Annotated in this window: 14 protein-coding genes and 1 pseudogene; 7 read left to right on the top strand and 8 right to left on the bottom strand. The window is 32.4% G+C overall.

The features are described from left to right. The 4 genes from BKH45_RS07885 to BKH45_RS07860 all read right to left on the bottom strand — a co-directional run. Nucleotides 1–1,372: relaxase/mobilization nuclease domain-containing protein (locus BKH45_RS07885; protein ID WP_095274934.1), on the bottom strand; the 1,372-nt coding region annotated here is incomplete at its 3' end. A 1,701-nt stretch (nt 1,373–3,073) separates the two neighbouring features. Beyond that, nucleotides 3,074–4,621 (bottom strand): glutamine-hydrolyzing GMP synthase, encoded by a 1,548-nt coding sequence (gene guaA / locus BKH45_RS07870; protein ID WP_095274932.1) that lies wholly within the window; start codon nt 4,619–4,621, stop codon nt 3,074–3,076. A 97-nt stretch (nt 4,622–4,718) separates the two neighbouring features. Further along, nucleotides 4,719–5,942 (bottom strand): HAMP domain-containing sensor histidine kinase, encoded by a 1,224-nt coding sequence (locus tag BKH45_RS07865; protein ID WP_095274931.1) that lies wholly within the window; start codon nt 5,940–5,942, stop codon nt 4,719–4,721. Further along, entirely contained in the window at nt 5,920–6,588 is a 669-nt protein-coding gene (locus BKH45_RS07860; protein ID WP_095274930.1) for a response regulator transcription factor, read from the bottom strand. Before BKH45_RS07860 ends, BKH45_RS07865 begins: the two co-directional genes overlap by 23 nt. Nucleotides 6,589–6,660: 72 nt before the next feature. Here BKH45_RS07860 and hisH point away from each other — a divergent pair, with 72 nt between their 5' ends. Then, entirely contained in the window at nt 6,661–7,284 is a 624-nt protein-coding gene (gene hisH / locus BKH45_RS07855) for an imidazole glycerol phosphate synthase subunit HisH (RefSeq protein ID WP_095274929.1), read from the top strand. 150 nt (nt 7,285–7,434) lie between these two features. After that, nucleotides 7,435–8,697 carry an MFS transporter gene (locus BKH45_RS07850; RefSeq protein WP_095274928.1) on the top strand — a complete coding sequence of 421 codons (1,263 nt, stop codon included), beginning with the start codon at nt 7,435–7,437 and terminating at the stop codon, nt 8,695–8,697. 39 nt (nt 8,698–8,736) lie between these two features. On the opposite strand, the gene BKH45_RS07845 is transcribed toward BKH45_RS07850, so the two are convergent. Both BKH45_RS07845 and dnaG read right to left on the bottom strand, forming a co-directional pair. After that, nucleotides 8,737–9,786, bottom strand: a complete 1,050-nt coding sequence (locus BKH45_RS07845; protein ID WP_095274927.1) for a 7-cyano-7-deazaguanine synthase — start codon at nt 9,784–9,786, stop codon at nt 8,737–8,739. Next, nucleotides 9,783–11,435, bottom strand: coding sequence for a DNA primase (dnaG, locus tag BKH45_RS07840; protein WP_095274926.1), 1,653 nt, complete (start codon nt 11,433–11,435; stop codon nt 9,783–9,785). The genes BKH45_RS07845 and dnaG overlap by 4 nt, the downstream gene beginning before the upstream one ends. 257 nt (nt 11,436–11,692) lie before the next feature. Between dnaG and groES the strand changes: the two are divergent. The 5 genes and pseudogenes from groES to BKH45_RS07815 all read left to right on the top strand — a co-directional run. Next, nucleotides 11,693–11,962 (top strand): annotated as a pseudogene (gene groES, locus BKH45_RS07835) (co-chaperone GroES); the annotation flags it as partial. A gap of 33 nt (nt 11,963–11,995) precedes the next feature. Beyond that, nucleotides 11,996–13,636, top strand: coding sequence for a chaperonin GroEL (gene groL, locus BKH45_RS07830; RefSeq protein WP_095274924.1), 1,641 nt, complete (start codon nt 11,996–11,998; stop codon nt 13,634–13,636). Nucleotides 13,637–13,837: 201 nt separating this feature from the next. After that, nucleotides 13,838–14,950: a GDP-mannose 4,6-dehydratase gene (gmd, locus tag BKH45_RS07825; protein WP_095274923.1), complete on the top strand. Its 1,113-nt coding sequence runs from the start codon at nt 13,838–13,840 to the stop codon at nt 14,948–14,950. A gap of 29 nt (nt 14,951–14,979) precedes the next feature. Then, a complete protein-coding gene (locus tag BKH45_RS07820) occupies nt 14,980–15,945 on the top strand; it encodes a GDP-L-fucose synthase (protein WP_095274939.1) in 966 nt (321 codons plus the stop codon). After that, a complete protein-coding gene (locus BKH45_RS07815) occupies nt 15,929–17,632 on the top strand; it encodes an ABC transporter ATP-binding protein (protein WP_095274922.1) in 1,704 nt (567 codons plus the stop codon). Before BKH45_RS07820 ends, BKH45_RS07815 begins: the two co-directional genes overlap by 17 nt. Before the next feature lie 419 nt (nt 17,633–18,051). On the opposite strand, the gene BKH45_RS07810 is transcribed toward BKH45_RS07815, so the two are convergent. Both BKH45_RS07810 and BKH45_RS07805 read right to left on the bottom strand, forming a co-directional pair. Beyond that, nucleotides 18,052–19,254: a hypothetical protein gene (locus BKH45_RS07810; RefSeq protein WP_095274921.1), complete on the bottom strand. Its 1,203-nt coding sequence runs from the start codon at nt 19,252–19,254 to the stop codon at nt 18,052–18,054. Nucleotides 19,255–19,325: 71 nt separating this feature from the next. Beyond that, a complete protein-coding gene (locus BKH45_RS07805) occupies nt 19,326–20,513 on the bottom strand; it encodes an outer membrane family protein (protein ID WP_257874538.1) in 1,188 nt (395 codons plus the stop codon). Between the last annotated feature and the right edge of the window lie 33 nt (nt 20,514–20,546).

Raw genomic sequence — 20,546 nt, 5'->3', positions numbered from 1 at the left:
TATTGAAAGCCTCCTTAGGATTAAAGCCGGAATCTTGAGTTTGAAACTCTTTTAACATACGAGTATAATTCTTTAATTGTTGGTATTTTTTGTTCAAAGCAAACATATTGGATTTTTCATTCAGAAAAACATTCTTATCAAAACCTCTGTCGATCTCCTCTAAGCCATCTTGAATATAATTTTTCTCTTGATTGAGTTGATTTTCTAAGAGATGAAGATTTTTAAAAAGAGTTTTTGAGACATAAGGCTTCATTTTTATAATAGAATCATATAGAATCTTCTTTTTTTCAAAGAGATTGAAAGATTTTGTAAAATTATTGAAGTTGGAGTCCCAGTCTAATAGTTTTTTCATAATCTCTTCAATCTCTTTTAGCTTTTTATTATGAATCGCTATTTTACTTTGTAAAATTTTCATCTCTTTAGCTCTATCCTCTGAACTTAACTCACTGAATAAATTGTCATTTTGAAACTTATCTTGATTATTCTTGCTTGAATCTTTATGCTGATAAAGTCTCATTATCTTTAATTCTAAACTTGAAATATTGTTTTTGATTTTTAAATGTTGCTTGTTTAAATCTTTGATACTTTGAGAATAAAAGCCTTGATGATTAAAGCTTTTAGATTCTTCATTTAGAGTCTGAAGCTCTTTAAAGAGATTATTAAACTTTAATTTAACATCATTTTTGTAATCAAGCTTACCTCCACTTAAATAGTAAACTTCATTCTTAAAATCTTCTTTGAGTTTGAAGAAAAAATCTCTACAATCACTTTTTTTGGCAAAATGTAGTTTTTTCCCGGTCCAAGTATTGGTCTTATTGATAATGCAGTGAATGTGTGGGTTACTTTGATGAGAATGTGGGATCAAAACAAATGAATATTCACTCAAATTAGCTCTCATTGTTTCATACACAGAATGTTTTAAAATCTCCATGATAGATTGAGAATGGGTTTCTTTTAAAGAAAAGACTAAGTGCATAGCTTCTTTTGCAGATTCTTTCATGCTAAAGTTTTCTTGCCAATTTTCCAAGATCTCTTTGTAAGTTTTAAATTCAAAATATTCATTAATAGCAATTTTATCTTCAGAATTTCTTAAAACATAATCTAGAACATTTTTTAAATGTTTTGCGTTGAGATTACCAATATTTTTAATAACAATATTTTTGCGATTGTCTAAAGAGAGTTCATTTGATGGATTGTAATTTTTAAATCTTTTAAAGAATATAAAAGAATAATTTGAGTTATTAGCATAATTAGTAATAGTTCTAACTCTTTTAATAGGCTCAAATTCAAATAAAGGCTCATCATTATCAACCTTATAGTCTAAAGGAATTTTTGTAATAACCCTCATTGGAACTTTTGTAATGGTTCTCATTTATTTTAATTTTTCTTACTTTCTTTTTTTGCCAATTCTAGCAAAAAATCAAAGTAATGATGAATAAAATTATTGATTTTAGTTTTTTAAATGATCATAAAAGTTTGATAGAGAAATTTAAAAATTAAAAACCTGATAAGATCTAATATTCTCTTAGATATTCTTTGAGATGATATAGAATTAGATATTCAATAAAATTTTAAAAATCTTATATCTAAATATTAATAAGATTTAATTCTCTTTTTTTCCCTTATATAATATTTAATTGTTGGAAATCTATTTCCAAAGATTAGAAACATCAATAAGAGTATATTTATTCTTCTTGTCTTATTATTGTTGGAATCTATAGAAACTCTGTTTCATAAAGAAAACTCAAACAAATTTTCATTCACAATAGATGTTTTAAGATTCTCTTTTATAAATTGAGTTCCTAAAGCTTTAGAGAAAATTTTTCTAAAGATATTATGAAAAAAATTTCTAAATGAAAGACTATAAAAATTTTTCAAAAGTTTCTGGGAATTTTTGTATTTTGTGTGTGAGTTTAGATCAGATTTTTTAAATCAATTTGTAAAAAAATTTTTGGATTTTTGAATTCAATTATTGTAGATGGTTTTGCTTATTTTTAGCTTGGAAATATTATCTACTATCCTAAAGCGTGCAGGATAACCCAAAAAATATATATTTTTGGTTGGAGTGCCCTATGCAGGGTGCTTGTAGAAATCAATATCAAAATAGGCATTTCCAGCCACCTTAAGGTTTATGTAAGTTTTATGATTTGATTGATGACTTTGAAATTTTTTTTGAAAAATTTTGAAAGCAAAATTGGATAAAACTTCGAGCAAAAAAAATTTTGAATTTAAAAGCAAAAAACGTTTATGAATTTGAAAACAAAACACGAAGAAAATTTTTAAAAACAAGATACAAAAATTCAATTTATTTGATGAACTAAAAAATGAAAACCAAAGTGATTGAATTCAAAAATAAAATGATAAATGAACTTAGAAATAAAAACTAAAGAAGTTAAACTATAAAAAATCACTAAAAAATTCATTTGCGTTATGATTAGTTTTGTGGATAGAATAGCCTTAAGGCTAGCTAAACTAAATTTTTACAGAAAAACTTGACAAAATTTTTAAAAAATGCTTTAATTGCATTTAAAGTAAATCTTCTTAAATAAAATTGAAAATTGAGATTATAACAATAAACTTTTATTTTCATTATTTATATTATATTAAATAATGAAAAATCAACCCCTATACCAAATATTCCCTATTCATTGGCTGCAACCAATGTCATTCCGCTGCCACAAAAGGATCAAGGAGAATGTCGCCTTTTTGGAAATAAACTTCTTTTTTCAAACTATCCTTATGAGAATCCAAAAAATATTCTATAAATTGAGGGATAAATTTTCCTTTATAAGGATGAAGACGATGGATATGCTTGGTAGTCTCAGTCTCCTTAAAAACAAGCAAAAGAAAGAGAAGATTTTAAATAATTTTTATTTTGCAAAATACCATCGTAATAATTTTTCAATTCTTCTTTGCTGATAGGATTTTCTTTTTAAGTTTGCCCGTAATTGGCAATTTTTCCATAATTTAGCAGATAAATAATATATTGTTATTAGTTGCCTTCTTACTCAAATATTGACTACCCCAAATAACTGCACCGGAAGGAGTGAGATAGAATTAATCTTACATCAATTCATTCCCATTCAATAGTGCCGGGGGGTTTGGAAGTGATATCATAAACGACCCGATTAATGCCTACAACTTCATTAATAATACGATTACTAATACTCTCAAGCAACTCATGGGGAAGATGCGCAAAAGTAGCGCTCATTCCATCGACTGCTTCCACAACCCGAATGCAAATAGTATTATCATAAGTGCGATTATCCCCCATTACACCAACGCTTTTGACATTCAATAACACACAAAATGCCTGCCACACTTTATGATAAAACCCACTCTTATGCAGTTCTTCTAAAAAAACCTTATCAGCTTGACGCAGCAATTTTAAATCTGCTTTATTTACCTCACCCATGATACGAATAGCAAGTCCCGGACCAGGAAAAGGATGGCGCATAAGCATTACCTCAGGCATTCCCAACTCGCGCCCTAAAGAGCGCACTTCATCTTTAAACAATTCACGCAAAGGTTCAATAAGTTCAAATTTCATCCACTCAGGCAATCCCCCAACATTATGGTGAGATTTGATAGTTTTAGAAGGTCCTTTTACACTCACTGATTCGATAACATCGGGATAAAGCGTGCCTTGCGCAAGATATTTAATTTCACCATTAATATTATATTTTTTAGCCTCTTTTTCAAATACCTCAATAAAAGTTTCCCCAATAATTTTACGCTTAGTTTCAGGGTCGCTTATTCCGGAGAGTCTTCCCAAAAATAACTCACTAGCATCTATGCTAATAAGAGGTACGCCTAAATTTTTTGCAAACATCATCTCAACACTTTCTCTCTCGCCACTTCTTAATAATCCGTGATCCACAAATACCGGGATAAGGCGATCGCCAATGGCACGATAAAGAAGTGTCGCAACCACGCTTGAATCTACTCCCCCGCTGACTGCGCACAAAACTTTTCCATTTGCAATCTTTTCTCTAAGCTTGATAATTTCATTTTGCGCAAAATTTTTCATATTCCAATCTGTAGATGCCCCACAAATTTTAGATGCAAAATTAAACAAATATTTTCCACCTTCTTGAGAATGGGCAACTTCCGGATGAAACTGCACTGCATAGATTCTTAATTTTTCATGGCTTACACATGCATAGATTGAATTTTTGCTTTCTGCAATCCCACTAAACCCTTCTGCAAGTTTTACAACCCTATCCCCATGACTCATCCACACTACAGCCCCATTTTTGCAACCTTCAAACAAAATACTCTGAGTTTTTATTTCTAAATTTGCCTTACCATACTCATGTGCATTGGCTCTCTCAACCTTTCCTCCAAAATAATCCATCAAATATTGCATCCCATAACAAATCCCAAGTATAGGAATGCCAAGTTCAAATATCCTCACATCAGGTTTATAAGCATCTTTTTCATATATGCTTGCAGGACCCCCACTCAAAATAATTCCCTTTGGTCTTCTTATCTGAATTGCTTCAAATTTTTCAAAATAAGGCACAATCTCGGCATAAATACCAAATTCTCGCAATCTTCGAGCAATAAGTTGGGTAAATTGACTCCCAAAATCTAAAACTAAAATTTCTACATTACCCAAAATATTCTCCTTTAAAAATATTCAAAAATTATATAGTGTTTGTTGTAAAATCAATATTAACCCTAGTTGTTATATGCCTAAAAAACAAAATTTTAGCCTACCATTCTAGCCTAAATACACTTCCTAGTCCGATTTCACTCTCGCATTTTATCCGGATACTGTAATATTGGCAGAGTTCTTGAACAAGCGCCAAACCAATTCCAAATCCACCTTGTGAAGTATTATAACGCGTATAACGCTTAAAAATTCTATGGATTTGATTTGTTTCTATCCCACACCCACTATCTTGGATAGACAAACTGCCTTTATTGAGCATAATAATAATATTTCCATCTTTTTTATTGTATTTAATTGCATTGCTTAAGAGATTATCAAGAATGCATCCTATCCCTTCTTTATTGGCGCTGATAAAAGCAGAGGCAAGCGTGGCTTGGATTTGTAAATTTTTCTGTCCAATCAAAGGAGCAAAAAACTCTAACCTTTGTTCCAAGACTTCTTTGACATCAATCAGATTTCTTCTATTCTTATTTTCAGGAAAACTATAGAACATAAGATTTTGATAGATACTCCCAAGAGTTTTAGCAGCAATATCAATTCGATTGATTTTTGTAAAATTATTTGATGAAAATTCCTCTTTTTCCAATCTTTGGATACTCATCAAAATCACACTAATGGGAGTATTAATCTCATGAGTAGTATCTTTGATAAAATGATTCAAAAATTCTATCCTCTCTTTTAAGGGCTTAAGAGAAACTTTAAGTAAAAAATATGCAATGAACCCTACCCCGCTTAAACATAATAATAAAAATCCTGTTGTTTTAACTCGCAACCACCAAATATCAGAAACAATAGAAGCCCCTTTCAAAATAATTTTATACTTAAAAGAAGGAGATAGCGATGGATAGAAGGGTTTTTTATGGTGTTTATGGTGTTTTAGAGAACTTGAATTCATCATAATGTACCCTTTTTGCACATAAATACCATTTTTTTGGTGAAAAGATTCTTGAGCCAAAGTATCCTTTATCCCATTATATAAAACATCACCCTTTTTATCAAAAATCATTAATCGTGAGCTTAAGCCCAATATTTGAAGATCTCTGAGCACTTTTTCATCAAAACTCCCTGTCTTGTCAATCAACCTAACAAGCACTCCATAATCCTCACGTAAATCATTTGTTTTTTCGTGAATAATGATGTTGTATCCCCTATCATAGTAAAGACCAAATAAAACAATCAAAAAAATAGCAGTTGTAATCAGATAGAGTGAGAGAATTTTAATAATGACGGATTTTTCTTTGTTATCTGACATAACAATAGCCATTCCCTCTTTGATTGATAATTTTATCCTTACCAATTAAAGTGCGTAAATTTTTAATATAAACACGCAAACTCATATCGCTAGGTTCTTCATCATAATTCCACAGAACATCAAAAATTTCTTGTTGAGAAATAAATTGATTGGGTTTTTGAAGAAAAATACTTAAAAGCATAATTTCTTTTTTGGGCAAAAAAATTAATTCTCCTTCATGATAAATATTTTTTGTGCAAAATTCAAATTTTACTCCATTTCCAAAATCCTCAAAGTCTCCATTTCTATGTGCAAAATTTCTTTTAAGAAGAACATTAATGCGAAGTAAAAGTTCCTCAAGCTCGAAAGGCTTGCGGATATAATCATCACAACCACTTCCAAAACCTTGCTCTAAATCTTGCATGCTTGAAAGTGAAGTAATAAAAATTGCAGGGGTAGTCTTGCCCATATTACGAAGTTTTGTTAGCACCTCAAAACCATCGCCCCCAAAGATCATTACATCAAAAAGATAAATATCAAAATTTTGTTCATAAGCCAAATCTAAAGCCCCGGAAGCACTTTCGCAATGCCAAATTTCAAAATGATATTCGCTTAAAAATTCCATAATAATTTCTGAAAGTAAAATATCATCTTCTAAAAAAAGTATTTTATTGGACATTTTTCTTTTTTTCCCAATTCAAACTTGCATTTTTTATTTTATAATATCGCAAATATAATTAAAGTGAAGAATATGCCAATCGCAATCATTGACTATAATATCGGTAATCTTGCAAGCGTAAAAAACGCTCTTGAAGTTGTTGGTGCAAAATCCTCAGTCGAATCTAATCCTGACAGACTTTTATCCTATGACAAGCTTATTCTTCCGGGAGTGGGAGCTTTTGGAGATGCCATAGCAAGCCTTAAGACAACGGGCATGAAAGAAGCTATATTGGAATTTGTCAAAAGTGGTAAATATATACTTGGAATATGTTTAGGAATGCAACTTCTATTTGAAAAAAGTTATGAATTTGGAGAATATCAAGGTTTGGGACTCATTAAGGGTGAAGTGATTAAATTTGAAACTGCTACTTCTGCGATCAAAATCCCACATATGGGTTGGAATCAATGTCTTATCACTCCAAAAGGCGAGCAACATCATTTACTGAAAAATATAAAACAAAAAGCTTATCTTTATTTTGTTCACAGCTACCATGTATGTTGCGATAATAGAGATAATATATTAGCTGAATGCGTTTATGGATATACATTTCCGGCTATTATCGGCAAAGAAAATATACTTGGTCTGCAACCTCATCCGGAAAAATCGCATTATGATGGTCTCCAAATTTTAAAAAATTTTGCGACACTTCCGTGATTGAATTTATGACTAAGGTTTTAATAATTACTTTTAGTAGCATCAATATTACAAAATTCGCAAAGGGGAGAAAATTTCATCTCTTAAAAATATTTTCTATGAAATAATAATCCGACAAACAGAAACAAAAAAACTTAATGAAAGGTTCTTATGACTCTAACAACACTCACCACCAGACAAAAAATTACTTCTATCATTGCAGCATCTTCAGGAAATCTTGTAGAATGGTATGATTTTTATATCTATGCTTTTACTGCTCATTACTTTGCTCATCAATTTTCCCATTCCAATAATCCCACAATAGCGCTTATTTCAACATTTGCTGTGTTTGCGCTTGGGTTTTTGATGCGCCCTATTGGAAGCTGGCTCTTTGGTTCTTTAGCTGATAAAATTGGTCGTAAAAAATCTATGGTTTATTCCATTATTCTTATGGCTGCAGGATCTTTTTTGATTGCTATCTTGCCTACCAAAAATAGCGTAGGGGATGCGGCTATTATCTTTTTACTTATTGCCAGATTGATTCAAGGTCTGAGCGTGGGAGGCGAATATGGGATTGCTGCGACCTATCTTTCTGAACTTGGGAATAAAGGACGCAGAGGGTTTTATTCTTCTTTCCAATATGTTACTCTTATTGGTGGGCAACTCCTTGCGGTGTTTTCTGCTGTTATTATGGAAATGATTTTTACCCAACAAGAGCTTGGAGACTATGCTTGGAGAATACTTTTTGCAGTTGGAGGGGTTTTGGCATTGCTTTCTTTGATAGCCAGAAGAAAAATGTATGATACAACCCAAGATAGCCATAAACATAAAGATAGAGGTACTTTTAAAGAATTGTGGAAATACAAAAAGTCCTTTTTGTTGGTATTGGGATTTACTGCCGGGGGTTCTTTATGTTTTTATACTTTTACTACATATTCTAAAACTTTTATGATCAACACCACAGGATTTGCTTCACAAACTTCAAATTATATTATGCTGGCATCATTATTTTGTTATGTGATTTGCCAGCCTATTTTTGGCGCTATTGGTGATAAAATAGGACGCAAAAATTTATTGATGATTTTTGGAATATTGGGAGTGATTTGCACATACCCAATTTTAAACACTTTGGCACATGCACAAAGTCCATATATAGCATTTTTAATCGTAACCCTATCTCTTATTATTTTGAGTTGTTATACTGCTGTTGCAGGCATTATCAAAGCAGAACTTTTCCCTGTGCAAGTCAGAGCGCTTGGAACCGGATTTGCCTATGCCATTTCTAATACACTTTTTGGAGGGACTGCGCCTTATGTTGCTTTGGAATTTAAAAGTCATGGATTAGAAAGCAGTTTTTATGTTTATGTAATTATCATGCTGCTTATTTGCTTGTTTGCTACTTTCTTTTTACCCAAAAAAACAGAGCTTGATTAAATGGCTCTCTTTTAGATAGATACTTTCTATCTAAAAGTTTTATTTAAAGAATAAAAATTTCCTTGCCATTTCCCTGTCATAGGGATTAAGTTCCATTTCTTCGCTCCCTACTCGCACATGATATTTTTGATTTTTCTGACTTTTCCCATATCCCAATACAATCCTCGCAGCCAAGATTTTATCTTCTTTACTTGCAGTTTTTTCTATCAATCCGATAGGACCTATACAATCAAGCAACATGATTTTATCCATCATTGGATGAGGTAAATCCAATTTGCAATTTTCTTCTTCATTTCTTGCTATTACACATCTGGCATTATTTTCCAACACCATATAACGCCCAACTTTTACAATTGCATTATCTTCAATAACCATTTGACGATGTGCGCTTAAATCCTTAAGTTTCAAACTTACACTCAAATCTGTAAGCAAACATCCCCCGCCGGGTTTTTCATAATATTTCCAACCATATGCCTCACACATGGAAAGTTGCCCGGTTCTTCCTCTGCCATGAATCTCAAGTAGTTTTTCTCTATTTACCCAACCTATTTTTTCAGGAAACGTAGGTTCTAAAAGTTTTGCACTCATAGGACGCAAAACCAATTCATCCAGATATTGAGGTTTTGATTGATCGCTTTTATCACGACTTAATATATCATCAAACAAAGAATCTTCCCCTATGTTTCTAACAAGTTTTCTAACTTGATCCAAGGCTTCTCTCCTTTGACTTTTGGGTCTTTGACCAATTACTTCTCCACTGATTACAAAATCAGCCTTCAATTCCAAAAGTTGATAAAAAGCATGTCTAAACATATTGGCATGACAATCAATACAAGGATTAAAGAATCTTCCATATCCATATTTAGGCTTAAAAAGCACTTGATGAAAAAACTGCTCTGCAATATCGCAAATTTTAAGCTCTACCCCCACTTGCGCTGTAGCATTCTTGAGATATTCTAATTTATCACGATTTCCTCCAAAACCTATATTAAAATGAAGTGCCACTACTTCAATCCCTTGATCTTTGAGTAGTTTCATGCTAATCATGCTATCAAGTCCTCCACTAAACAATGCCAATGCTTTTTTCATATAGCTATTAATTCTCCTTTTTTTAATCTTATTATTTCATCTTTGATTTTTCTGATTTTAAAACTTTTTTCTTCAAAACTAAAACTATGGTGATGGATTATTTTTTCAAGTTGATTTTGCTTATGCCTGAGAATAAGCGTTAAAAGCTCTGCTTCAAATCCTCCATCACACAACAACAATCCTTCATCAAGCGCAATTCCAATCAATGCAGGATCTTCAAAATCCCCTCGACAAATTGCATCAAATTCTTTTGCCCTATATTGAAAAACACTTTCATCAATATATTCAACTGCTTTATCTAATAAGCTTCTATCTTCTAAAATATATTTAATAATAAGACTTTCAAGCTTATCAGAAATATTACTTGTGGGGGTATAAACGATATTTTTGGGATAATTTTTTTTGCTACCTTGATACTTAGGGGCAATCAAATTCAATGGAATTTTTAAAATTTCAGCTATAAACCCACAATATTCTTCTTGAAGCAACGGAGTAAGAGTGTGCAAAAAATCTGCAGATTCCTTGAGGGCAATTTCTTTCTCAAGGGGATTACTTAGGTTATATTTTAAGGCAATTTGTCTGAATACAAATTCTATAAAAGGCATAGGAGAAATAAAAAGTGATTCTAATGTGTCAGTTTTTTTGCCCATAACCATATCTGCAGGATCTAGCCCACCATCAAAAATTACTACTCCCCCGGCTTTGCTGGCTTTGGCAAGCATTGCAGAAGCTTTAAAAGCAGCATTGATTCCGGCCTTATCCCCATCATAACTCAAAATTATCTTCGGATTTCCCTTATTAAGCAAAGGCAAATGTTCATGAGTAAGAGCTGTTCCAAGTGTGGCAACTGCAGTATTAAACCCTGCTTGATGAAGCATAATCACATCCAGATATCCCTCAGCTATAATAATTTGATTGTATTTATAAATATGTTCTTTGGCAAGATGATAGCCATATAAAAGTTTTGATTTATTGAATTGCTTGCTTTGAGGAGAATTAATATATTTTGCAAGCCCTTCTTTAAGTGTTCTCCCACCAAATCCAACCACTTTTCCGTTAGGAGAATGAATAGGAAAAATAATACGTTCAGAAAATCTGGCATAAATACGCGTATTATCCTGTCCAAGCACCCCCAATTCTATAAGTTCTTTCATATCAAGCTGATTATTCTCTATGAATTTTATTATTTCAAAACTTGCCCCACAAAATCCTAATTCAAATTTTTCTATAGAAGACCCGCTTACTCCCCTTTGCAACAAATAATCTTTATAATGAGGTTGGAATACTAATTGTTTTTGATAGAATTTTGTTATCTCTTCTAAAAGCTTTGAATCATTTTTTTTTCCAAGTGTATTTTTTTCATATTCAAGAGAAAAATTAGACATATCCGCAATTTTTTCGACCGCCTCAATAAAACCTAATTTTTCATATTCCATTACAAATTTTATTGCGTCTCCACCTACCCCACAGCCATAACAATGATAAAGACCTTTTGAGCGATTTACCACAAAACTTGGGGTTTTTTCATCATGAAAGGGGCAGCAGGCATTAAAATTGCTCCCTACTTTTTTAAGATCTACATAAGAACTTATCACATCTACAATATCAATGACTTGTTTTAACCCCTCAATAGAGGTTTGCGTAATCATTTATTTCCTTGAAATTTTTATTCTTCATATTTTATCTGAATAATTTTATGATAACCCTTAAATAAGCTTGTTTCAATGCCAATTTATCAAAAACTTATAAAGAATACATATATTAATATTTAGTCTATATGACTAATATATTTTGATATATTGAGCATAAATATATTGACTTGTTTATTAAAATCTAATATAATTATGGCACTTAAATTTTTTAAGTGCTAATTTTCTAAAATTAAACTTGAAATCAAGGAGAAACAATGAAATTCAAACCATTAGGTCAGAGAATTCTAGTCGAAAGATTAGAAGAAGAAAGCAAAACAAGTTCCGGAATTATTATTCCTGATAATGCAAAGGAAAAACCTTTGATGGGCAAAATTAAGGCAATCAGTAAAAAAGTTTCTGATGAATGCAAATGTGTTTCAGAAGGAGACACTATTGTTTTTGGAAAATACAAAGGTACAGAGATCAAGCTTGACAATAAAGAATATATTGTTTTAGACCTGGAAGATGTTCTAGGCGTTTTGAGTAAATAATTCAACTTAAATCCAAAGGAGTAAAAAATGGCAAGTAAAGAAATTAAATTTTCAGATGCAGCAAGAAACAAACTTTATGAAGGTGTAAAGCAGCTTAATGATGCAGTAAAAGTAACAATGGGTCCTAGAGGTCGAAATGTTTTGATTCAAAAAAGTTATGGCGCTCCTGCGATCACAAAAGATGGTGTGAGTGTTGCAAAAGAAATTGAGTTAGCTGATCCTATTGCAAATATGGGAGCACAACTCGTAAAAGAAGTGGCTAGCAAAACAGCAGATGCTGCCGGTGATGGAACAACAACAGCTACTGTTTTGGCTTATAGTATTTTCAAAGAAGGCTTAAGAAATATTACAGCAGGAGCTAATCCTATTGAAGTCAAAAAAGGTATGGACAAAGCAAGCGAAGCCATTATTGCAGAACTTAAAAAAGCAAGCAAAAAAATAGGAGGCAAAGGAGATATTGCTCAAGTAGCCACTATTTCTGCAAATTCTGATGAAAAAATTGGCAATCTCATTGCTGAGGCAATGGAAAAGGTAGGTAAAGATGGTGTCATTACCGTAGAAGAAGCCAAAGGCATTAATGATGAACTGAGCGTAGTGGAAGGAATGCAATTTGATAGAGGTTATCTATCGCCTTATTTTGTTACCAATGCTGACAAAATGACCACACAACTTGAAAGTGCTTATGTGCTTTTGACAGATAAAAAAATTTCAAGCATGAAAGATATTCTACCTTTATTAGAAGCTACAATGAAAGGAGGTAAGCCCTTATTGATTATAGCCGAAGATATTGAAGGTGAAGCCCTTACAACCTTAGTAGTTAATAAACTTAGAGGTGTACTCAATGTAGCAGCAGTTAAAGCTCCCGGATTTGGCGATAGAAGAAAAGAAATGCTTAAAGATATTGCTGTTTTAACAGGTGGTCAAGTTATTTCTGAAGAACTTGGCAAAACTCTAGAAAATGCAGAAGTTAGCGACTTAGGTCAAGCAGCTAGAATTGTGATTGATAAAGACAACACAACTATCGTTGATGGCAAAGGTAAATCTAGCGATGTCAAAGATAGGATTGCTCAAATCAAAACACAAATTGAAGCCACTACAAGTGATTATGACAAAGAAAAATTACAAGAAAGACTTGCCAAACTAAGTGGTGGTGTTGCTGTTATCAAAGTAGGCGCTGCTTCTGAAGTTGAAATGAAAGAGAAAAAAGACAGAGTTGATGATGCCCTCTCAGCCACAAAAGCTGCTGTAGAAGAAGGTATTGTAATTGGAGGAGGTGCTGCGCTTATCCGTGCTGCTCAAAAAGTTAATCTCAAACTCAGCAACGATGAACTCATTGGTTATGAAATTATCAAACGAGCTATCAAAGCTCCTCTTGCTCAAATTGCAATGAATGCCGGTTATGATGCGGGAGTAGTTGTCAATGAAGTAGAAAAAAATAAAGAAGCTTTTGGTTTCAATGCCAGTAATGGTGAATATGTAGATATGTTTAAAGCCGGTATTATTGATCCCTTAAAGGTAGCAAGAGTTGCACTCCAAAATGCAGTATCTGTATCCAGCTTGCTCTTAACTACTGAAGCAACTGTTAATGAAATCAAAGAAGATAAACCTGCTCCTATGCCTGATATGGGAGGTATGGGTGGAATGGGAGGTATGGGTGGAATGATGTAATTCCCCCTATCTTGTCATTTTCTCAAAGAGGGCTTATGCCCTCTTTTTTTCTTTAATTTTTCATAAATAAATTTTATATTTTTAATCAAATCTTAGAAATCATTCTTATTCCAATCTACCTAATACTCCAAATAAATCCGAATAAATATGTTAAAATTGTTATAAAATTTCTAAACTTCAAAACTCTCAAGAAGGACAAAAATGAAAGTTGCACTTATCACAGGAATCACAGGACAAGATGGTGCTTATTTGGCAGAATTTTTACTTAAAAAAGGTTATGTTGTTCATGGTATCAAACGTAGGAGTTCTCTTTTTAATACCGATCGCATTGATCATCTCTATCAAGATCCCCATATCACAAATCGAGATTTCATTCTTCATTATGGAGATATGACAGACTCAATGAATCTAACAAGGATTATTCAAGAAATCCAACCTGATGAAATCTATAACCTTGCAGCCATGAGTCATGTAGCTGTCTCATTTGAAACACCTGAATACACCGCAAATGCTGATGGAATAGGGACTCTTAGAATACTTGAGGCAGTGAGATTATTGGGTTTAACACAAAAAACCAGAATTTATCAGGCTTCAACAAGCGAGCTTTTTGGCAAAGTCCAAGAAATCCCTCAAAAAGAAACAACACCATTTTATCCGAGATCCCCATATGCGTGCGCCAAACTTTATGCTTACTGGATTACAACTAATTATCGTGAGGCTTATAATATTTTTGCCAGCAATGGAATTTTATTCAATCATGAAAGCCCTATTCGTGGAGAAACTTTTGTAACACGAAAAATTACAAGAGGTGTGGCAAAAATAGCACTTGGACTTCAAAATAAACTTTATTTGGGAAATCTTTCAGCCAAAAGGGATTGGGGACATGCTAAAGATTATGTCCGAATGATGTGGATGATTTTACAAGCTAAAGAACCACAAGATTGGGTCATTGCCACAGGAGTTACCACAGAAGTACGTGAATTTGTTAAAATGGCATTCTTGGAAGTAGGCATAAGTGTTGAGTTTCGCGGAGAGGGAATCGAGGAAAAAGGCTATATTACAAAATGTGAGAATGAATATTTTAAACTGCCCATTGGAAAAGAAGTTATCAGCGTTGATACACGTTATTTTCGACCCACAGAAGTAGAGCTTCTCATAGGGGATGCCACCAAAGCAAGAGAAGAACTTGGATGGATACCTGAATACGATTTAAAAAGTCTCATTCAAGATATGATGCAAGCAGACCTTAAACTTGTGCAAAAAGATAAGTATTTACAAGAAGGTGGTTATGAAATTCTAAGTTATTTTGAATAAAATTGACAAAATATCAAGGACAAACAAAAATGGATCAAAATTCCAAAATTTTTATCGCCGGACACACCGGATTAGTAGGTTCAGCAATTATGAAAGCTTTGAAACAAAAAGATTATAAATGTCTCATTGCAAAATCCCACCATCAATTAGATTTAAGTGATTTTGGACAAGTAAATAATTTTTTCAAACAAGAAAAGCCTCAATACGTATTTTTAGCCGCAGCCAAAGTTGGAGGAATAGTTGCAAACAACACTTATCGAGCTGATTTTATCTATCAAAACTTGGCTATTCAAAACAATGTTATTTATCATGCCCATCAATATGGAGTCAAAAAACTATTATTTTTAGGATCTAGCTGTATTTATCCCAAAAATGCGCCACAACCTCTGAAAGAATCATCTTTACTAAGTAGTCAGTTAGAATATACTAATGAACCTTATGCTATCGCTAAAATAGCCGGTCTTAAAATGTGTGAAGCATTTAATATGCAATATGGTTGCAATTTTCTCTCTGTAATGCCCACTAATCTTTATGGAGAAAATGATAATTTTGATTTAACTACCTCTCATGTATTGCCGGCCCTTATGAGAAAGTTTCATGAAGCAAAGCTCAAGAATATGGATTCTGTAAGCGTGTGGGGAAGCGGCAAGCCCAGAAGAGAATTTCTTTATAGCGAGGATATGGCAGAAGCTTGTATTTATATAATGGAAAATATTGATTTTAAAGATTTGATAAAAAATACTCAAGAAATACGTAACACTCATATTAATATAGGTTATGGAAGTGATATTAGCATTGCCCAATTAGCTGTTCTCATTAAAGAAGTAGTGGATTTTAAAGGAAATATTGTTTATGATACCACCAAACCTGATGGCACTTATCAAAAGCTTCTAGATACTTCCAAACTCAATTCTTTTGGTTGGAAACCCTCAATCACCCTAGAGCAAGGTATCCAAAAAGTTTATCAATGGTATAAAAATGTTTATCAAAAATAATAGTTTCTTGGGCGATATCAATAAGCTTCGTCGCTTAATCACAAAAAAAGATAAAATTATACTGCTTATTTTATTATTTGCTACAATTTTTTTATCTGTTATTGAGACTTTTGGAATTAGTGTCATTATGCCTTTTATTACTTTTGCCAGCAATCCCAATCTTATTTCTGAAAATAAAATATCAAAAATAATTTATGATTTTTTTAATTTTCATTCGACCTTAAGTTTTATGATGACTTTTAGTTTTATATTAATTATTTTTTATATTTTTAGAGCTTTTTATAATATTGCCTATACTTATGCACTTAATCATTTCGCCCTTAGAAAATACCATTATTTTTCCTATAAACTCTTTTGTAAAACCATGGACTTAAGCTATCTTGATTTTACAAATCGCAATATGGACAAAATTCGCAATAATATTCTTCAAGAATCCCTCAATGCTTCTCAATACTTCCAGCATCTCTTGATGTTATTTTCAGAGGTTTTTACTATTTTGCTTCTTTATACTCTTTTATTGTTGGTTAGTTGGAAAATGACAATTGTTTTAAGTTTTATTTTAAGTATCAAAGTTTTATTTATCACAAAAAGTATTACTAAAATTATCAAAAAACAAGGGGCTATCCGAATCCAAATGGAAGAAAAGTTTTTAAAAATTATTTCAAAAACTTTTGGTAATTTTAAAATTATTAAGCTTAAGGGCAATGAAGATGAAATCTATAAAAATTTTGATGAAACAAGCAAAAAAAAAGCAGATACACAAATCATTTATCAAACACTCAATATTTTACCTAAAAATATTTTAGAGACTGTTGGATTTTCTATTCTGATTAGCTGCGTAGCTTATATTCTCTATCGATACAACGATGCTAATGCTGTTTTGCCAATTATATCTATGTATGCCCTAGCCCTTTATAGAATCTTACCTTCTATCAACAAAATTATGTCTAGTTATGGGATGATGAATTTCAACCACAAGGCTCTTGAAAGTGTTTATAATGATCTTATTTATCAAACCAAACCTCAAAATTACCAACCTATTGCATTCAAACACACAATAAGACTCCAAAATATAACTTTCAATTATATAAAAAATAAATCTATTCTCAAAAACCTTAATCTTACTATCCAAAAAGGTGAAAAAATTGCTTTTGTAGGTCCTAGTGGGGCAGGAAAATCAACTTTAGTCGATATTATTATTGGAATTTATCAGCCTACAGAGGGTGAAATATTTATTGATGAAACAAAACTCACAGATGAAAATATCAAATCTTGGCGAAAAAAAATCGGCTATATCCCCCAAAATATTTATCTTTTTGATGGCACAGTCGCAGAAAATATAGCCTTTGGAAGTCAAATTAACCAAGACAAACTTGTTTGGGCTTGCAAAATGGCAAATATTTATGACTTTTTAAAACAAAATGAAGGCTTAAATACTTTAGTGGGTGATGGAGGTATCAAACTTAGCGGAGGTCAAAAACAACGTATTGGTATCGCTAGGGCTATTTATGACAATCCGGAAATTCTCGTCCTTGATGAGGCTACTTCCGCCTTAGATACACAAACAGAAACAAAAATTATGGACGAAATCTACAAAATAGCAGAAGATAAGACACTCCTTATTATCGCTCACAGACTAAGCACTATAGAAAAATGTGATAGAAAAATAGAAATAGCCCAAAGATAATGATAATAAAATCGATTGAGGTTGAAAAAATAATCATATTATAGCTTTATGATTAAAAATATTTAAATAATTTACTCAGCAAAACAATATAAACTATATTTGAATATTAAAATAGCCGGCTAAAAACCTCAAGTAACTTCTTTGATAGTCGATAGCCTTTTAAAAATCCATATTTAGAAATTGTCCAAATAAGGTGAGACTATTAGTATCAAATATTCATCAATGAAATTAATATAATGGGTATTAAAATAAGTTAAAAAAAGAAAATTTCAAGACACGATACAATCAATAAACTCTTTTAAAACAATCTAAAAAACTAAAATTAATTGAGAAAAATATTAAAAAACAAAGATTTTTCATTTTATAATGATTGTATCTTGAGGAATAAAACTAGACTTTATAGTCTAGTTTTGAAGGTTTTAGAAGGATAATTTGGCAAAAATAACAGCATTATTTTGTTGTTTTGCTTTGCTTTGGAAACCATTGCTCACATAACCCCCACCAATTTGAAGTCCCAACATATCTTTTAACTCAAAAACATTCCAAGATATGATGGCAGAAAATTCATTATAATTACCGTCTGCATAAAGCAAATCAAAATTGATTATATCTGTTTGCAAACCTGCAAAAGCATACCAACTGCTTGCATTTCCGGAAAAATAGTAATTATCAGAGTTTCCTGTCAAATATCTCCAACCATAGAATCTGGATTTATCGTTGATGGCATAAATGCTGTTGTTTTTCCCTGTCATATACCAACCGGCGCCTACTTTAAACATATTATTGAATCGGAGTTCTTCATCTCCCCATAGCAACACCGTATCATCTTTGTCAATGCCAAATATATTTTGCCATAAAAATCTCACTGAAGTAATAGACTTGATGCCATTATCACTCCCTAATTCTAAGGCAACTTTTGTTCCTGCTTGAATCATCGAATGGTTATCATCAACACCTAGCCAATAATGAACAAATGGATCAATCTTCAATATCCCCAAATCAACATTAATTCCCCCTCCAAATAAATCATTCTTGCCAATACTAAATTTATTAAAACTAGAAGAATAGCGAGAATAACTGCTCAATTCAGAACCAAAACGATTGGGTTGGTAACCATAAGTAGTATAATCATTTACCCATGTAGCCCATACTTTAAAATATTTGGCATCCCATTTAGCAGCAACACCTTGTGTATGCCCTATTATCCAATCAGAACCTAAAAATTCATTATCAAAACGACCTACAGCTAATTGTATCTGTCCATCATATTTGACATACAAGTCAGAAAGATCACCATAATTAGTTGAATACATTTTTTCACCATAATTATGGCTATCGAATTCTCCAATTTTCTTCGGATTTCCATATACCGGAAATGCTCCCCAACCTGCTGCCCCAATATGTAAATCACCAAAACCTACATCAATCCCTACTTGTGCAGTGATACCGGCATAATCAGCAGTTTTGTTTTTTCCATCTTTGAAATCAACCATTTTGTTGTTTTGTCCAAAACCTTTGTTGAAAAACCCTCCGACATGCCCAAAAACATCATAATCTGTCGCGCTCATACTGCTTAAAAGGGTTCCTGCTAATATTACTGATTTAAAAACCTTACTTTTCATTTTGTTGTCCTTACTGTATTTAAGTTTAATACAAACATTCCCTATATCGTCTATAAAGATTTTTTTTCAAATCAATAAGAGAATTTTCCAAAAAACAATAACGAACTGCTTCCAATTGAATTCATAGCTTTGGAAGAATAAGAATAAACATACCCACCACCGGCATTAAATTTCATATTTCGGTATTGCCATACTTTATAATCAGCCATCAAAGAATATTCTTGATAAATCCCAAAAGCAACCATTGCATCGACCTTAACTCTGTTGGTCTCCAACCCACCAAACAAATAACCTGTTATTGTAGAATTGGCAAAATAGGTTGCAGGCACACCCGGAGAGTTAATCCCTCTACCATAGAATCTGGTCCTATCGCTAAATGTCCAAAGAGATCCCTTTCCATCTGCCCCAAGGATTGCATAAAAACCGGCACCAAAGTTAAAAATTTTGTGCTTAAATGCTTGATCAATCCAAATAAGCCCTGCCAAATCATCTCCGGCTAATCCATCTGTATCTCCATATTGGAACATTCCACGCAAAAGAGTTGTAGATTTAAAAGTATTTGCAAAATTTGTTGCATAACCTGCCTTTGCTCCTACTTGGACAAGCACTCCCTTTGTCAATGTAGGCAATTGAGTATCTATCAACACAAAAGGTGAGACCCTAAAACCTTTATAGGTATAATCAACCCCTCCGGCTATAACTTCCCCACCCACATAACTTTTTTTTGCAGTCGGATTATAAGCAGCAAGTGCATTCATATCTGTAGCAATGCGATTCCCTTGATCGCCACTATATTGATAACCATTATAAAGCATGGAGTCCATATACATGCCCCAATAATTCCACTTATGATAATCAAATACTTTTACAGATACCCCCTGAATATTCCCTGCTATCCAATCAAATTCAAGAAAGTCAGTGTTGTATCTTCCTAAGGCAAATTTCAATCTTTGAGTATTGTATTTTACATATGCATCTGAAATATCTCCACTGCTCTTATAAGGGGCATTGTCATCTTTATGACTAAAAACACTCCAAGCTCCAATCGCACCAAGTCCTAAACTCCAGTTATTATCAAGCATGAAATTTGCTCCTGCCCTCGCACTAAGACCAATATAGCTATGTGGTGATGACTCAATTCCCTGATTATACAAAACGCCTAAATAACCAAATGGATCAACAGTTACTTCCAAAGCATTCAAATGATTTGCGCCAAAAAATGCGCAAGAAAGCATCGAACCTAAAATAAATTTTCTCATAAACTCTCCTTTTATTAAAAACATAAATGCAGT

Source organism: Helicobacter sp. 11S03491-1, from assembly GCF_002272835.1.
Taxonomy (GTDB): domain Bacteria; phylum Campylobacterota; class Campylobacteria; order Campylobacterales; family Helicobacteraceae; genus Helicobacter_J.
Note: the sequence above shows the minus strand (reverse complement) of the source record. Positions and strands in the feature narration are given on the sequence as shown.

Excerpts from the sequence above, each read along its gene's own strand:
- gmd (WP_095274923.1), top strand. The coding sequence starts at position 13,838 with ATGAAAGTTGCACTTATCACAGGAATCACAGGACAAGATGGTGCTTAT.
- groL (WP_095274924.1), top strand. The coding sequence starts at position 11,996 with ATGGCAAGTAAAGAAATTAAATTTTCAGATGCAGCAAGAAACAAACTT.
- BKH45_RS07815 (WP_095274922.1), top strand. The coding sequence starts at position 15,929 with ATGTTTATCAAAAATAATAGTTTCTTGGGCGATATCAATAAGCTTCGT.
- dnaG (WP_095274926.1), bottom strand. The coding sequence starts at position 11,435 with ATGATTACGCAAACCTCTATTGAGGGGTTAAAACAAGTCATTGATATT.
- BKH45_RS07805 (WP_257874538.1), bottom strand. The coding sequence starts at position 20,513 with ATGAGAAAATTTATTTTAGGTTCGATGCTTTCTTGCGCATTTTTTGGC.
- BKH45_RS07850 (WP_095274928.1), top strand. The coding sequence starts at position 7,435 with ATGACTCTAACAACACTCACCACCAGACAAAAAATTACTTCTATCATT.
- BKH45_RS07865 (WP_095274931.1), bottom strand. The coding sequence starts at position 5,942 with ATGGCTATTGTTATGTCAGATAACAAAGAAAAATCCGTCATTATTAAA.
- BKH45_RS07845 (WP_095274927.1), bottom strand. The coding sequence starts at position 9,786 with ATGAAAAAAGCATTGGCATTGTTTAGTGGAGGACTTGATAGCATGATT.
- BKH45_RS07810 (WP_095274921.1), bottom strand. The coding sequence starts at position 19,254 with ATGAAAAGTAAGGTTTTTAAATCAGTAATATTAGCAGGAACCCTTTTA.
- BKH45_RS07860 (WP_095274930.1), bottom strand. The coding sequence starts at position 6,588 with ATGTCCAATAAAATACTTTTTTTAGAAGATGATATTTTACTTTCAGAA.
- BKH45_RS07820 (WP_095274939.1), top strand. The coding sequence starts at position 14,980 with ATGGATCAAAATTCCAAAATTTTTATCGCCGGACACACCGGATTAGTA.
- hisH (WP_095274929.1), top strand. The coding sequence starts at position 6,661 with ATGCCAATCGCAATCATTGACTATAATATCGGTAATCTTGCAAGCGTA.